Genomic DNA, 14,996 nt, shown 5'->3' on the forward strand with positions numbered 1-14,996 from the left:
TTTATAAAGTCGCTTCCTGAGCTCTCCGATAGCCTATCCTACAAGTAAAACGCCCAAAAATTATGGACGGTTAGTTATCGATCCTAGGGCTGGTCGCTATATCAAATACAGCTATTGATCCGCGTCCCAGTCGAACCGGAAAAGTTACAAGCGTAAGCGTTACCAGGCCCAAATGGATTGGGACCAATAACACGACATGCCAAACCTCGGTAGTACGTGGTTTGTAGCCGATTAAATAGATAATACTGATTCGGATTAACTGTTGTGCTGTACCAATCAAACGGATCATCACTCAATCCTGATACGTTAGAGTTGCTAGCGGTGAGGTAGTACAATGGCGCCCCCGACGCGAAGCCCACGCCTAATTCCACGCTACCTATACCGCCCAAACATGTCGCATTCCTAAATATGATGTTGAACGTACTGATTGGGTCGGTATCCATCTGATTTACGACTGTGTCGACCGCAGACTCCAGACTAGAGTTGTGCGAGGAAGCGTCTTCGACCGCAGCGATAAAATCATCTGTATCAAAGCTGCTACTTCCGAGCTGGCCCCCGGTAGGAGAAAGGAACGCAATAGCTCGAAATATTACTTCGCTTTGCTGATTCCTGCTCACTCCAGGCTGCTGACTCAGTCGATAAAAAAAATTTCCAACCACCTGTCTCGCTCTGCTCGCATTCCCATACGCTTCGTAGAACCTCCTAGGAACAGTCATATCGATATTGGTAACCGTAGCGGTGCGATTGAATAGAACATGTGAGGAAGAATCATATCCACGCCGTAATGACATCAAACCGGCAAGAGCGTCTGCAAAACCCTCTTGCATATCAAATCCAACACCCCCATTTGTCACAAAAAAAGGCTGGTTAATTCCACTAACCGCAGCATGCCCGAACTCATGCCCAATCACTTCTTCATCAGATGATGTGTTGCCTGGTAAGTAGATAACCGAATTGTCACTCGAGTAAGACGGTCCAAAAACGTTAGGATCTGTATCAATTACAGCGCCAATTCGGTTATCACCGCCGCCCGCTGACGCACAGCAATTGCTGCCGTTGCCAACGGCCCACTCAACAATTGCCTCACGTAGGACATCAAATACCAAACGATGCGTCGCATTGCAGTTAGATCCACCTAGGCACTGTCTAGTGTTAGGTGCGTTTTCCCTGTAAACGTGAGGTGATTGAGCAGATGGGCAAAGTTCTGGGGTTCTACTGGACACAAACCGACAGGTGTCTCTGAATAGAGTATTTGCAACTGCAAACTTTTTATCCTCACGAAAGGTCACAACGCCATCACTACGAATCAGAATGGTTCCACCCGTAGGCATTCGATATGAAAACTCCATGACGAGTGAGTCTTTCCCATCCTGCACCAACCACATATCGGGACGAACGTCCTCTAGCGCAAATTTTTCTAACTCATGGCTTTCGAGAGTGTCCTCTAGTGCCTGTCCTGCAAGAGCTTTCGCTTCTGTTTCATCCAGCATCACACCACCGCCAAGATTTTCCAAGAATTTAACGGGGTAAATAGAAGCCATTACCGCCCGGACCTTCCCAGTGACAGCGTCGACCTGGATTAAATTTTGCGCGCGAATAGGCACCCCTCGGAAAACTTGGCTGAAATATACAGTGTAACCTTCAGCCTGAGAGCCACGCACGTTGATATGGCTGAACAACTCATCACCATCGGCACCAGAGATCGCACTTAGCTCCACCAGGTAACGTGAGATGTCGTCGCTAGAGGCACCCTCAATTGCAGATAGGTCCCACAACCCTAAATCTCCACCAACGAGACGAAAGAAAACGCTTTGTCCGGTTCGGAAAAAGCGATGCTTGTTTGGGGACAGGTGGGAAATAAGGTTATAGCGCGCATTCTCCGCCTCAAGTTGTGCTGCGGTGTAATTCGTAGATATTTCTTTGTCTGCATGAAGAACGTTCGCACTACGACCATCCTTAGTGCTTGGCGACCAAAAAACCGCGGCCTCCATGAAAGAACCACTTTTCTCTTCCGATATCAGTTTGTAAGCTCCGTCGTCTGTCGCGATCGTCGCGACAAATCTTGTGAGGTCGGTGTTAAAAGTAAAGTTGGCGTAGCCATCACGACCCTCGAGCATTGCGGGATAGTTACGTAAGTCAAAATTCGGATCGAAAGTGGTTTTAGCAATGATGGGCTCACCGAAGATTAATGTAAATTGATCTCCAAACAGGCTTAGCGCACCGGTTGCCGGCATAAACTTACCGGCGCTATCGTCGTCTTCAACCGTTGGTACCATTCCCAACCTAATACCTATTACCTCGGTATTAACAACCACAACGCCTAAAGGCGTTTGATCTGCACTAAGTTGCTCTTGATCCACAAAGTCGTAGATTTCCGAAGTCGGTTCTTTGTCTATCAGAATTGAAAACGCAAGCTCGTCGCTTTCAATGGCTGCGACGGATGTGGCGATAGGAAGCTGCAAAACGGCAAACACTGTCGCGATCAGCCAGCGCTTGCCCGTACCATCGTATTTGAACAGCATATCAATTTCCTTTTCCGCAAAGAACGTATCTAGTCGTATGAAAGATTAATACACACAAACTGAGCTTCGCTCGCTGACGTAAAAATCCAAATAACGATTTTTTATATCGTTTAGCTAGCTACACTTACTTTTGCTATAAGTAATCACGCCCCTCAGTTGGGAGAGCCCTTTCAATTGACGGGCTATGGTCGGGTAGTATCGGGAGGCGGTAGTGGTTGCTTGTTGGAAGGTGAACTCAAGCAGGAAGGATTGTCGATCGCAAAATCCTCATGTCTACTAACCAGCGCCTAGAAGAGACCTCAAGTGTGAATGCAAGCACGGACAGCGCAAGCGCGATGCTGGACGTGACAGCGCGCGACACAAGCAACGAGACGATTACACTCACGATGGACGATGAATACGCGCTCGCTGACGAGCGAATGCGCTCAGGCGATCAAGTCACAGTCGTCACGCTTAGAGCGAAGCCCATTCTTGTAAGAGACGCTACAAGCGGACGAAGTGATCAATATCACCGCACGACCGTCAGGGAATCACTGTATCTCTTCTGTGGTACTCCTTGACTCACAGGAAGACTGAACACTACTTTTTTGGGATGCGATTGTTACAAGACCCTGAATTGGCGGTTCTACCTTACGGGGCCCTCAGGGTTTTAAAAAAGCTATTCAGCCCAAACACAAACCGTTATGCAGGAGGGAGCTCCGCGCACCGCAGTAGGTAAAAGTACGGAAGCGCTTTCACAGTCACACGAAAGGCGCTCGGCGCGGACACACATCTCTGCGCGTGCTGCACATGCACGCAAAAGAGAATGGCCCAAGTCTGCTCTATGAACGCGTGAAAGCCCAGGTGCTACAACGAAAAGCGTGCCCGCTGCCATCTGCTTACCTCACCGTTTATTTCTAGTTGTTCCTTCTAATCGGTCTTAGACACTCTAGGTACACATCAGGATTTTTCTCGTGCTAGGTAGCGTCTGCATTGCCGTACCTACACGGTAAAGAGCCAACTGCGCGCTACAGGTATTTCTTAAAACTACTTACCGTAACTGCAACACCTAGCGCAAAAAGGGTCGCAAACGGCAAAACGACTAAACTCGGATGCACACTGAATGGCAACGAAAGGTAAATCACCCAGCTGAGCACCAAAAATGGTAACGCAGTGCGCTTGGCCCAGTGATACACAAAGGAGCTTTCGCGCCCGCCACCCCACCGGCGCAGATCACGCTTGACGAGACCATCGACGATAGCTACCAGACTGAACATCACAAACACCGGCATCGCGAGCAACAACACTGCCAGCCGCACTGAGAAGACTTGGGTAACTTGCATTGCCGCGAGCACATACTTGGCCACTGGCTCAAACGCGTCATGCAACCTAGAGCGGAGCCCGGATTGCCCGGCTCTCGGTGTCATGCCCGCCCAATCAACGAAATCAACAATCCGAGTCGCTTCGAACAGCCCGTGGTAGGCGTAGCCAGCCAGCGTCTTGGTAAACCGTGCGGGGTCCTCACTGATGAGACTCTGGCGGAAATCTGTCTTTAAAAAGTCAATTTCGGCGGCGAGCATATCGCGGCTGTGGTTGAGTCCTTCATCGGGCCACCAGAACACCATCCCCAACCACTCAATCAGAATCGAAAAAACCAAGGACAGAACGAGCCACTTAAATCCCTGTGCCAGCGTGGTAAGTAGACGGCCAATCAGGCCCTGGCGAAAGTCCTGTGACCGATTGTCCGTCCTACTCTCAGACATCGTCCGCGTTCTCTGATGACGTGCGCACAGCCGTATCAGCCGACTCATGCCACCACGTGTCATTCACTCGATACCAGTGGTCGTTGGTGATGTACGTTCGCTCCATGGCCGCAGCGATGGAGGCCAGACTATCTGGCATGGCGGGATCTCCGCGATCATCGGGCAGGGGCATACGCACCTTCCATAGACAGCCGCCCTCGAGTAGAGCAAAAGCCTGCCCTTTCGGGAGCCGCACGAGCTCAGCAGGCGTCAGCATCGGCACCTCGGAGACGCTGATACGATCCTCATTACGCGATTGAAAATCGACGCCCGACAAGGGATCAGACGAGTCACTGACACCGGACACGCTCATGAGCGTTAAGACCTCCACCCGCGACAATTGATCGGTCAGCATTTCGGCCGTCGCGAGCTCTTTTACGCGCAGCATGATCATTGTGTTGAAGTTGCCAGCCACCTGCCCGGCCTTTGCCCGGTTGCCAATCTTTGCTTCGACATCAGACCAGGTCTGGGTATAGGCCGTGACCTGAAAGCCCGCGCCACCGGCCTTGTTGAGCAGCGGCACGAACTCATCACCGATCAACTCATTAAACTCATCGGCATGCATCGAGATGGTCGGGAGACTGGCCTGGGGCTGCACCCCTGGCTCTGCGTTCGGATCGGTGACTCCATGTTTGTAGATGTGCCCTGCCACCGAGACTAAATCCGCAAACATGGAGTTGCCGACAGCGCTGGCCACTGTGGTATCCGTGAGGGCATCCAATCCGACGTAAACGATCCCACCGCGGCGGATAACGTCTAACCATTCAAAGATCGGACGGTTATCGTTATCGCTTAAGTAATCGGGTGAGATCAACTCGGCAATCTTGCCGGTGGTCAGCTTTTCCATGAGAGGACCCACCGAGCTGACGATTTTATCGAAATAGGTCTTGTCATACTTAAACGCCGACAAGAGACCATCCATCACGGGATCATAAAGATCCTGCGCCTGCAGATAGCGCATCAGGGCAATCGCCTTACGATCACGTCCCCTCAGGGCCGTAGACAGGTTGCGCTCACTGATGTTGCCGGCGATCTCCTCAACATCGCTCGCCCAATCCGGCGCGCCTTCACGCAGAAGGTACGCCTGGGCATATTCGATAAACAGCGGCTCGATATCATTGATGTAACGGCGAATATGCTGATAATCGGGTCGACGCCTCAACGCCACCAGTGCTCGAGCAACGATGTTAACGAAGCGCCAGGCAAACTCTTTAAACGCCGCCGAGTTGCCTTCGCTGGGCAGTTGATTCGCAATGCGCGTCGCCACCTCGGTGATGCGCGAAAAATTGCCGATCGCGTTGTAGCGTGCGGACATTTCCGGGAAACCAAGATGAAACAGATAGAATTCACTATCGCGGCCTGCACGCTTTGCCTCTGCATAGATACGGCGCAGTAAATCGGCATCGCCCTTGGGGTCGAAGACGATCACCACATCACCACGACGGATGTCTTGGGTGATCAGTATCTCCGCGAGCCGGGTCTTACCAACGCGAGTGGTTCCGAGTACGAGGGTATGACCGACGCGTTCACCTAGATTCATCCAGACATCTTCTTCATCAGGTTCTACCGCATGTAGCGCCGGTGTGCCGCCAACAGAGGGAAGCGGTTTTAGCGGATTCCACCACGCACTGTGGCGGAGCAAGTGCGCGGCCTGCTTGAGACCCGGGGTCGACTCCCAAGCCACCTCTTTTCGGCGGGCCCAGTGGTACAAGGGACTGGGCTGCACATAACGCTGCACGTCAGGCCGGAGGGTGTCGCGCAAGCGCTGTGTATGCCGCTGGGTCCAGCGAAAGCCTTTACCCAAAAACAACTTATGACGACTGAGGGGAATTCGCTCGGCGCGCAGCTGGTACCGCGGCAGGCGCCGCATGTTTCGTTGGTAGCGCAGGACACGCAGGGCCTGACGAGCACGAACCAGGGCGAGCGAAAACAGCACGGCGGCCGCGGCATACGCAAGGCCCGGCGGCATCATCAGGCCCCAGGGGGCAAGAATGGCGATGGCGCCCGTCGCGCTGGCCGCCACGGCGGACCAAAGCTCCACGGGCGGGCGCAGCAGCGCCTCGACGGGATGCTCGCTCACTGCTCAATGCCGCGCCGGGAAATCAGTACGGGGATGTGCTTTAGCGCCAGTGACCGTGCGATGTCCGTCCCCGATGCGGGCAGAATCGGCAAACCCTCGGCGATTGTTGCAATAGCGTCAAGATCTGCGACCGTCTCCACGTTCACCAACATGCCGACGGCGTGGATTTGTGCCAACCGATCCCGGTGCTCTATGAACCACTCCATTGACTGCGGATCCGCTCCAATCAGAAAAAACGGTCGTGGCAAAGAGACGCCATCGGCGAGTGTAAAGGTTCGCTTAATAACGACACCGGGGGTTAACTCGGGTGTGCGTATGGGTAGCAGCTGCGAGAGATCCGCCGCACCCAGCGGCACGTTCGGAGAGGTAGCGATCGGTGCCGACACCCTTTCGTCTTCAAAAGCCAAAAAATAAGGCGCCAGCGGCTGGGTTCCGCCGCTGTCATAGATAACGCTCAGCTCGGCGATCGCCGCAACTGACCACAGTCCGAACCCTACAAAGAACCATTGAGAGACACTTAATGAATTCATTCCGTGGCTAATTCACCTTCCGGACTTGTAGCCAGATCTGGCGGACGCGTCCGCTGTAGCGCGCTGCACGTTCGGCGTTAGTGGGCGCGTGGTAGCACCCGACTGCAGCCCACCAGTCTCGGCGTGCTCGATAGCAATCGGCCAGTATTCTCGCGCCCACTTGAAGATTGTAGAGGGGGTCTATCGCCGACTCGACAGATCGCAATGCGGCCTTGTGGTATCCCCAGTTCACTTGCATCAGCCCCATATCCACAGAACGAATACCGGTGCTGAGCGCCTGATGACCCGCTTCAACCGCTGCGTGGCGATTAGGGAAGTACTGGCCCTCCCCTTCAATGTTCAACGTCCAGGGCCACGGCTGCGTGGCGTTCAAGCGCTTCACGTGTTTTCCGCTCTCGGCCAGCGCCACCGCGTACAGCATCGTCGTGGGAATGCCGTAAGCACTCGCAACCTGCATGTAGATCCCGGGGACACTGCCGTAAGGCGCTGCGATCGCGATGTGAGTATGGCTGGCTGACAGCGCGATCATCACAATCGCGCTCAGCCCGCGACGTATCACAGTGATCCTCGATCAAGCAGCGTCAGCGTGTCACCCCGGCGCCTCACGATCAGAGGGATTTCGGCACCGTGCGGCGCGATGCGCTCCAGCACACTGTCACCAAAATTGAGGGTGACACGCTGCGCATTGACCCAATCCGGTCGAATGCCGCGATCCGACGCCCATGCACGGATGGCCGCGTCATCGTCCGCCGCGATACCGATGAGAAAAACATCGACACCGGCGACCTGATCAATCCTTGCCAGCGCTCGAGCGAGCACCGCTTCGCAGGCCCTGCAGTCCAATCGCAAAAAAAGCAGCAACCGGTCGTGCGACCATAGCGCGTCACGTTTTGCAGTGGGATCTGGCAAACGGTCGTAGTCGATCAATGTCTCAGCTGGGAATAGTCGCTGACCGGCCGTGTCATAGGCCTGCTGAAAGGCGAGAACGCGCTTTGCATCCTCTCTCATCAGAGTCGCCCATTGCTCTGCATAGCGCTGGCGCTCGGCGTCATCGCGGGCGTGGATACCCAACGCCTCTATGGGTGACAGCGACGAAGGACTGATGTTGCCGCGAATACCGTCCATCAACGATCGATAACGGCGCCATTCGCTCTCGGACAAACGCCAGTAGGCTGCGCGAGTGCGCTCTTGTTCCGTTAGCGGAGTCCGTAGCACTCCGCTGTCATGCGTTCCGGTGCGTACCGCCGCGGTCTGGCTAGGATCAGACCCCTCGCTGATTCCCGCGCCGAGAAGCAGCGCGACGATCAAACCCGCATTGCGTGCGTTAATCATCAAAACCGACAGGCGTTATCGACGCCGGCGTGGTATTTGTAGATTGCTCGTACGGAACGGTTAGATCCCGATAGATAGATCTGTTAGCGCTCGGAAGTAATCGAATGCAAGACGATCTAACAGTACGCTGCAAAACCTCGTGATCCGGCTGGCCGCTGTCCGTCGAGTCGGTTTCATTGTCGGTAGCTGCCATCGCCCCTATCACGATGGCGACAACAACTAGCGCTTCGATGAGAAGCCCTCTTCCTGATTGTCGCACCGCTCGAACGACACAAGCCGGTATACCGGATCCTCAACCAGCATGAACGCGGGTCCCGCGAGCGTCTTAAGGGCCGATCGGAGTGGTATCCCTTCAAGATCGCGATGCACCTCCGGCAAACGGAGCGCCAACAGTGTGTTGCGCTCGACTGGAGCAGCCAGAGCTGGTGCGAGTCGATAACCGCTCGGCTCGAGCAGTGCGGCAATAGCCTCACCGATGCGGGTGACCGTAATGGGCAATACTTGGGTCACTGGCGCGGCGAGGACATCCAACTGTTCTTTTGTGGGTACCGATGTGAGCGTCGAGTACCGCGCAATGGTCATCTCTTTCGCTAAACCGGCAACCGATCCGCAGAGTAAACCGCCGGCGCAGATCGCTATAGCGACAGCGCGATGAAAACGTACAGTTCGATGCGTCATGCGTAGTAGATTTTTTAGCGGCGTTAAATCAAGTGTGCTTCGGGCTGACTTGCCATGAAACCAAAAACCCCTACCGCGCCTGCGCGCGTTTCAGCGCCCTAAATACACCGTTGTGATCTGCTCGCGCTCGTGCCCGAGCTCTTTACTAATGGTCAACCGTACCTGGCGATCGCTAATCTTCTGTTCATGCGTAAGCGTCTTGAGGACAGGGCCGCCCGTCGCGGGACACTGCCAACCGGTCAGCTCCACATAGCGATTCTGGGCATAGGCGTGTCGCAGTCCATGAAGCTTCGACAGACCCGCATTGCTTGTGTGTCGCTCATAAACACGCAGCTGCTGCACGTAGTTTCTTGCTGGCGGAATCAGTGAACCTCCGCCCGCTAGTCGACTTGCTCGATTGAGTATTTTCCGCTGGCTGTCCGTACGGATGGGAATCGACCGCGCCTTGCCACCCTTGGTCCAGCTGTCTTTAAGCAGCAGGTGGTCGCCGCGATCGGCGTAGTGAGGCTGAATCTTGATCGCCTCCTCGCGCCGAAGTCCGAACGCTTGCTGGAGCATCAGACTCAGCCGAACGTAATCATCCTTTATGCGGCCCAGTGCTTCGCTATTAAGATCTTTGGCTTTGGAGACGTTAGTCACGAAGCTACGTTCGGGAATGCCATAAAAGTCATTGCTACGAGCAATGACATTCTGCCGGTCTACCTTTTGCGCCCACCAGCGCAACGCCGACATTCGGTTTTTTTGCGTCCCGATCGAGATATCGCCGACCTGCCAATGTTTGACGAGCGCTTCGACGTGCTTGGGTTTAAGCGATCGAGCGTCTAATCCGCGATACCCCAGGGCATGAAGTTGATCCGCGGCGAGGGTCAGAATCCGCTCTCTATTGTGTTGCGTCGAGTAGCTCCCGTCCCGATTATTCTGGCAAAGCTGTTTGAGTTGGTAGTTCAGGTTTTTCATCGTGTATGAATACTCTGGTAAGTGTTTCTGACCACCTGGAGGCCGCAGCCGACCAAGTCCGGAACCCCGGCTTGGGTCTCGGGACACAACTCCCGTAAAACCTGAAAATGCCTGATCGCAGGCAACACCGGCGATCCCCTTTTGGGAATCGGTCCGATGCCATACAACGAGCCCTAGTGGGCCTTTCTTACATAGCATCACCTCCTTGTTGATGTGCTGAATTAAAAATAGGAACGTGCGTTAACGCATAACCTCCTTTAAATAGGACGAAAGACTCTTTCGTCTAGATGAATGGACACCCACTGATTCCGTTGCGGAATCCGATAGGTACTGGGATAAAAATAGGGGCGAATGCCCGTTCTGATGGAGACCCTAAGTTCGATGGATTAAAGAAGGACCAACGGTCTTGCGACCGGCGCGCTGCTTCTGGTCCGTAAGCGCATGTCCGTTTCGACACAAGGTCGAGGGAGGACGATCCCTTTGCCACTGAGCCGCAGTGGCCACGGATAGTTTTTGTAGTCTACGAACGGATCACTCGCCCGTCATTACGAAATAGCGACCGCACACCGCGCGGTTACTGGCGATGCCGCCCGTGTCACTACACCGCTTCGCTGGCTAGTGACACGGGCAGCGTACTGGCGGGCACGGCCAGCGCCAGGGCATGCTTGGCACGGGCCGAAGCATAGACCTCTTCCGACGCGGTAACGTGCTTGCATTCGAGGCTCCGATCGCTGTGACTGTGCGCTCATTACAGTGTAATGAGCGCACAGTCGCGAGTTTCGGCGGCTACTTTGCGATCACAGAAAACGGTCCCGCGGTACATGCGCAGGCCAGCTCCCTTCTGACACTTGAGCTAATCGACTTTGCAGCACTGAGCTAACTGTAATAGTTCAGACGTGACCTGACAGACGTAGTCGGGCTGGGTCGAGCTTTCCCTCTAGCGGACATTTGTAGTCGCACCCAGCGATCGCCGCTTTTGGCCAGCTGCGGTCCTATCCATCTCCTGCTCAGTGGTCTGTAAATCGATGTATTTCAACAATTGCATGCACAATATTGAGGCTTGCTGGGACCAACGACTTATAGTGTCCCGGCGATTTAGGGTCATCGCTCACGACAGCTATCTCGGCGGCAAATATCCCATGGCCTATACACCACACATGCAGGTCAGTAACACGATCTGAAGTATCCCCTTCTATAGCTGCTCGCAGATCATCCAGTTGGTGCTTGTCAGCTTGGTTATCGAGCAAGACCTTACCGGCTTCACGGATGAGGCCGTAAGACCAACGGGTGACTAAGGCTGCTCCCACGATCCCCATCACTGGGTCAAGCCAAGATGCGCCCATGTACTTGCCCGCCAGCAAGGCCACTATCGCCAATATCGAGGTCAGAGCGTCTGCGAGCACATGTAGATATGCGCCACGTAGATTGTGATCATGTTCTTCGTCATGATGATGGCCATGAGAGTGGCCGTGTTCATGGGGTGTAGACATCAATACCCAAGCGCTAATGCCATTCACAACAAGCCCAACTGCTGCGACTACAATCGCCTGGTCAAAGGTTATAGCGACAGGATTAATCAGTCGATCTGTGCTCTCAATCGCCATGGTTAGCGCAAAGCCCAGTAACAAAATGGCACTGGCAAATCCGGCGAGACTATTGATCTTCCCTACGCCAAAAGCGAAGCGTCGATCAGATGCTAAGCGTCGAGAAATTACGTAAGCAAAGACGGAAATGCCTAAAGCGACGGTGTGTGACGCCATGTGAAGACCGTCGGCTAACAGAGCCATTGATCCAGAAATCAATCCGGTCGCTATTTCGACAACCATCATGACTGCTGTAAGTGCGACAACTAGAAGCGTTCGCCTCTCGCCTGCACGCTGTTGGTCTTGGCCAAACACATGAGCATGTGTCCACTCTTCCATTTGATGTGTGTGCATAGCGGGTCTCGTCTGAGCGTTCGATATATCTACATCTACTCTCTGCAACTTAAGCAGTTATCGAATTGACGTCAACGAGCAAGACATCCGACGATTTTTACTTCCCCGAATGTCTCCAGTGGGTAACCCGTCTTCATGCTGGCAGACTCGAAGCCAGTTCTCACACGGCCTCGGCCAGGAGCGGACTTTACGGCATCTAAATCCCGATCATTCAAAACCTAAACGTGCCTGTCTCGTTCGGGTTAATTGTGCGTGAGCACTTGCCAGCAGCGCCTTCGAAGGGACACTTTTCAGGAAAGTTCGAGTCGGAAAATGTGATCTTCAAAGGCTCACGAGGGCCAGTCTTGAAGCTACACGTTCCTCCAACAACTTTTGTGAGCGCCATCGTCGCTACTTTCCCTCGTCCCAAGAGTAGTTTGGACATTGGCTCCTTATCTTCACGATCCAGATCACAATTGATTTCCCAACCTCTGCCGCCTGAGCCTTCGAGCACAAACAACCCGCTTCCAACGTCGGCCAACGAGCTGTTAGTCCAGGCGCTGCATAGCAACGCTGCGAACACAGTGATTTTTGAGAAAGTTTTCATGGTGTGGCCTCCAGCACGTGAGAGATGTGGAGGAACTTTAAACCGGGACTTGCTATTGTTCAATAGTTATTGAACAATTGAACAGTCAGATTCGCAGTCGTAGATGGGCAGTATTTGATCCAATAGGCTCGCGCAGCGTTCTGTATCGCCATTGCAGCAGTCTTTGACCAGAAAGGACAACAAATCGCGTGTCTGTGAGAGATCAATCGTGTGAATGATTTGTCGGCCATTTCTTACAACTGAGGTGAGGCCAGCACGCGATAGGGTATTGAGATGCGTCGACATCAGGCTTTTCTGAACACCGAGTCGATTAGCAATCTCGGTAGCGGGTAGGCCTTCCGGACCCACCTCGATGAGTAATCGAAAGGCCTGTAGGCGAGTTTCGTGTGCGAGCGCACCGAGCGCGGTAACAACAGATGTGGTTTCCATACCGCATTGTTATACCAGCACTCTACCGCGTGCAATAAAGTTTTTGATAGTAAGGCACATGTACAAAGGAACCGTTATGAAACGCATGCACATACACATCGGGGTTGATCATCTGGGTCAAGCCATCGCCTTTTACAGTGCGTTGTTTGGCGCACAGCCCGCCAAGCTAAAAACAGACTACGCAAAGTGGATGCTGGATGACCCATGCGTGAATTTCGCGATCTCCACCGGCGCTGCACGCGGTGTTGAGCACCTTGGTATCCAGGTGGACAGTTCGCAAGAGCTGAACGCTATGCGAGACCGGCTTAAGGCAGCAGACCTCACACTTTTTGATGAAGGTGAAACGGTGTGTTGTTATGCGCAATCCGATAAGTCCTGGATCCAAGACCCGGCAGGGGTTGCATGGGAAGCTTATCAAACCATGGGCGAAGCAGCGTACTTCCACAGTCATGATCAGAAGCCTGAGCCCGCCTCGTGTTGTGAGCCTGTGAAGCAGACAAACGACTCGACCGAGGCACAAGATCAAGCTGGAAATACGGAATGAAAGATATTCTTGTACTTTGCACAGGCAACTCTTGCCGTTCAATCTTGGCAGAGGCCATCATTAATCACCTGGGGAAAGAGCGTTATCGAGCCGTGAGCGCCGGAAGTTTTCCGACAGGTCAGGTACACCCGAAGTCCTTGGACATCCTTAAAAAACACGGCATTACCGTTGATAGGCCGCTAAGTAAGTCCTGGGATGAATTCGCCGATCAATCTTTTGATCTGGTGATCACGGTGTGCGACGAGGCGGCTAGCGAGACCTGCCCCGCCTTCTTTGGTAAATGCAAACGCCTGCACTGGAGCACGCCAGACCCCGCAAAGGTCACGGGCTCTGAAGAGGACATCGAGCGAGCGTTCGAAGAAGCATTCCAACGGCTAAAACAACGCGTAGAGGCTGAGCTGCTATGACAACCGAGTCCAAGTCGCCCATGGGGCTATTTGAACGTTATCTGACCGTCTGGGTCGCACTCTGCATCGCTTCAGGAGTCACTCTCGGTGCTGTCGCGCCCGGCCTGTTCCAGGCCATCGCAGGGCTGGAATATGCCAATGTGAATCTCGTGGTCGCTGTGTTCATCTGGGTGATGATTTACCCGATGATGGTCAATGTCGATTTTTCTTCGTTGAAGGATGTAGGAAAGAAGCCAAAGGGGCTGTGCATCACACTCGTGGTGAATTGGTTGATCAAGCCGTTCACGATGGCTGGGCTGGGTGTTCTCTTTTTCGAGTATCTCTTTGCCGGGCTAGTTGATCCCGCTACGGCGTCGGAGTACATCGCCGGGATGATTCTTTTGGGCGTCGCGCCCTGTACGGCCATGGTGTTCGTGTGGAGCCAACTGGTCAGAGGTGATGCCAATTACACTCTGGTACAAGTGTCGATCAATGACATCATTATGGTGTTTGCTTTCGCTCCTATCGCCGCTTTGCTGTTGGGTGTCACTGATGTGGTCGTTCCGTGGGAAACGCTGTTGCTATCTGTTGTTCTCTATGTGGTTATCCCATTGGCTGCGGGGTATATCACGCGCCGCATCTTGGATGGTTCGGGACAGGAGGAGCGCATTGCTCGTTTCACCGCGCGTCTTAAGCCCGTCTCGGTTATGGGCCTGCTGGCGACGGTTGTGTTGCTGTTTGGTTTTCAGGCACAGACAATCTTGGACAAACCCCTGGTGATTGCGCTCATCGCCATTCCGCTCATCATCCAAAGTTACGGGATTTTCATTATCGCGTACGGCTGGGCGTACCTTTGGCGAGTTCCCTTTGCTACCGCCGCACCTGCGGCACTCATCGGTACGTCGAATTTCTTTGAGTTAGCCGTCGCTGTTGCTATCAGCCTTTTCGGGCTGAATTCTGGCGCTGCGCTAGCCACTGTTGTTGGTGTGCTTGTCGAGGTTCCAGTGATGTTGTCCTTGGTCGCCATTGCCAATAGGACACGGGGCCACTTTCCGACGCCAGATCCACAGTTGTAGCTGAGATGCTACATCTTGGCTGCATTTGATTACTTTCGCATCCGGGCCCGCTATGGGTCGAAGGACTAAACCGCTACCGCGGTAGGGGTTCTCCGATCAGAGTGTGGTGAGAGCCGGCAGCTTCTCCACGGTTTCCTATGTTGCGTAATGAGGCAATC

General features: G+C 53.8%; 14 protein-coding genes. 3 read left to right on the top strand and 11 right to left on the bottom strand.

Features of this window, described 5'->3' with window-relative positions; all coding sequences use genetic code 11:
* Nucleotides 1-101 precede the first annotated feature (101 nt).
* The 11 genes from KT71_RS11585 to KT71_RS21360 form a co-directional block, all read right to left on the bottom strand.
* Nucleotides 102-2,522 (bottom strand): secreted protein, encoded by a 2,421-nt coding sequence (locus tag KT71_RS11585; RefSeq protein ID WP_008295209.1) that lies wholly within the window; start codon nt 2,520-2,522, stop codon nt 102-104.
* A 1,007-nt stretch (nt 2,523-3,529) separates the two neighbouring features.
* Nucleotides 3,530-4,264: a TIGR03747 family integrating conjugative element membrane protein gene (locus KT71_RS11595; protein WP_008295208.1), complete on the bottom strand. Its 735-nt coding sequence runs from the start codon at nt 4,262-4,264 to the stop codon at nt 3,530-3,532.
* On the bottom strand, nt 4,257-6,383 hold the full coding sequence (gene traD / locus KT71_RS11600) for a type IV conjugative transfer system coupling protein TraD (RefSeq protein ID WP_008295207.1): 2,127 nt from the start codon (nt 6,381-6,383) through the stop codon (nt 4,257-4,259). Before traD ends, KT71_RS11595 begins: the two co-directional genes overlap by 8 nt.
* Nucleotides 6,380-6,913 (bottom strand): integrating conjugative element protein, encoded by a 534-nt coding sequence (locus KT71_RS11605; protein ID WP_008295206.1) that lies wholly within the window; start codon nt 6,911-6,913, stop codon nt 6,380-6,382. The genes traD and KT71_RS11605 overlap by 4 nt, the downstream gene beginning before the upstream one ends.
* Nucleotides 6,914-6,920: 7 nt before the next feature.
* The gene (locus KT71_RS11610) at nt 6,921-7,442 is read right to left on the bottom strand and encodes a lytic transglycosylase domain-containing protein (protein WP_238549490.1); all 522 of its coding nucleotides are present in this window, start codon (nt 7,440-7,442) and stop codon (nt 6,921-6,923) included.
* Between the two features lie 26 nt (nt 7,443-7,468).
* Nucleotides 7,469-8,245, bottom strand: coding sequence for a TIGR03759 family integrating conjugative element protein (locus KT71_RS11615; protein ID WP_008295204.1), 777 nt, complete (start codon nt 8,243-8,245; stop codon nt 7,469-7,471).
* Between the two features lie 219 nt (nt 8,246-8,464).
* Nucleotides 8,465-8,923, bottom strand: coding sequence for a PFGI-1 class ICE element type IV pilus protein PilL2 (gene pilL2 / locus KT71_RS11620; RefSeq protein WP_023659659.1), 459 nt, complete (start codon nt 8,921-8,923; stop codon nt 8,465-8,467).
* A 90-nt stretch (nt 8,924-9,013) separates the two neighbouring features.
* A complete protein-coding gene (locus KT71_RS11625) occupies nt 9,014-9,880 on the bottom strand; it encodes a phage integrase N-terminal domain-containing protein (protein WP_023659660.1) in 867 nt (288 codons plus the stop codon).
* Between the two features lie 1,007 nt (nt 9,881-10,887).
* The gene (gene dmeF, locus KT71_RS11635; protein ID WP_023659661.1) at nt 10,888-11,817 is read right to left on the bottom strand and encodes a CDF family Co(II)/Ni(II) efflux transporter DmeF; all 930 of its coding nucleotides are present in this window, start codon (nt 11,815-11,817) and stop codon (nt 10,888-10,890) included.
* 211 nt (nt 11,818-12,028) lie between these two features.
* Nucleotides 12,029-12,403 (bottom strand): hypothetical protein, encoded by a 375-nt coding sequence (locus KT71_RS11640; protein ID WP_023659662.1) that lies wholly within the window; start codon nt 12,401-12,403, stop codon nt 12,029-12,031.
* A gap of 66 nt (nt 12,404-12,469) precedes the next feature.
* Nucleotides 12,470-12,832, bottom strand: coding sequence for an ArsR/SmtB family transcription factor (locus tag KT71_RS21360; RefSeq protein ID WP_023659663.1), 363 nt, complete (start codon nt 12,830-12,832; stop codon nt 12,470-12,472).
* A gap of 76 nt (nt 12,833-12,908) precedes the next feature.
* Here KT71_RS21360 and KT71_RS11650 point away from each other — a divergent pair, with 76 nt between their 5' ends.
* From KT71_RS11650 to arsB, 3 genes are read left to right on the top strand one after another with little or no spacing between them, the layout of a single operon-like run.
* A complete protein-coding gene (locus KT71_RS11650) occupies nt 12,909-13,376 on the top strand; it encodes an ArsI/CadI family heavy metal resistance metalloenzyme (RefSeq protein WP_023659664.1) in 468 nt (155 codons plus the stop codon).
* Nucleotides 13,373-13,783, top strand: a complete 411-nt coding sequence (locus tag KT71_RS11655; protein ID WP_023659665.1) for an arsenate reductase ArsC — start codon at nt 13,373-13,375, stop codon at nt 13,781-13,783. The genes KT71_RS11650 and KT71_RS11655 overlap by 4 nt, the downstream gene beginning before the upstream one ends.
* A gap of 20 nt (nt 13,784-13,803) precedes the next feature.
* Nucleotides 13,804-14,838: an ACR3 family arsenite efflux transporter gene (arsB, locus tag KT71_RS11660; RefSeq protein ID WP_202962450.1), complete on the top strand. Its 1,035-nt coding sequence runs from the start codon at nt 13,804-13,806 to the stop codon at nt 14,836-14,838.
* Nucleotides 14,839-14,996: the final 158 nt, after the last annotated feature.

This window comes from Congregibacter litoralis KT71 (genome assembly GCF_000153125.2).
Classification (GTDB): Bacteria; Pseudomonadota; Gammaproteobacteria; order Pseudomonadales; family Halieaceae; genus Congregibacter; species Congregibacter litoralis.

What these genes read in the sequence shown, in the direction of transcription:
- KT71_RS11585 (WP_008295209.1), bottom strand. Translation starts at nt 2,522, where the DNA reads ATGCTGTTCAAATACGATGGTACGGGCAAGCGCTGGCTGATCGCGACA.
- KT71_RS11595 (WP_008295208.1), bottom strand. Translation starts at nt 4,264, where the DNA reads ATGTCTGAGAGTAGGACGGACAATCGGTCACAGGACTTTCGCCAGGGC.
- KT71_RS11605 (WP_008295206.1), bottom strand. Translation starts at nt 6,913, where the DNA reads ATGAATTCATTAAGTGTCTCTCAATGGTTCTTTGTAGGGTTCGGACTG.
- KT71_RS11610 (WP_238549490.1), bottom strand. Translation starts at nt 7,442, where the DNA reads ATGATCGCGCTGTCAGCCAGCCATACTCACATCGCGATCGCAGCGCCT.
- KT71_RS11615 (WP_008295204.1), bottom strand. Translation starts at nt 8,245, where the DNA reads ATGATTAACGCACGCAATGCGGGTTTGATCGTCGCGCTGCTTCTCGGC.
- pilL2 (WP_023659659.1), bottom strand. Translation starts at nt 8,923, where the DNA reads ATGACGCATCGAACTGTACGTTTTCATCGCGCTGTCGCTATAGCGATC.
- KT71_RS11625 (WP_023659660.1), bottom strand. Translation starts at nt 9,880, where the DNA reads ATGAAAAACCTGAACTACCAACTCAAACAGCTTTGCCAGAATAATCGG.
- dmeF (WP_023659661.1), bottom strand. Translation starts at nt 11,817, where the DNA reads ATGCACACACATCAAATGGAAGAGTGGACACATGCTCATGTGTTTGGC.
- KT71_RS11640 (WP_023659662.1), bottom strand. Translation starts at nt 12,403, where the DNA reads ATGAAAACTTTCTCAAAAATCACTGTGTTCGCAGCGTTGCTATGCAGC.
- KT71_RS21360 (WP_023659663.1), bottom strand. Translation starts at nt 12,832, where the DNA reads ATGGAAACCACATCTGTTGTTACCGCGCTCGGTGCGCTCGCACACGAA.
- KT71_RS11650 (WP_023659664.1), top strand. Translation starts at nt 12,909, where the DNA reads ATGAAACGCATGCACATACACATCGGGGTTGATCATCTGGGTCAAGCC.
- KT71_RS11655 (WP_023659665.1), top strand. Translation starts at nt 13,373, where the DNA reads ATGAAAGATATTCTTGTACTTTGCACAGGCAACTCTTGCCGTTCAATC.
- arsB (WP_202962450.1), top strand. Translation starts at nt 13,804, where the DNA reads ATGGGGCTATTTGAACGTTATCTGACCGTCTGGGTCGCACTCTGCATC.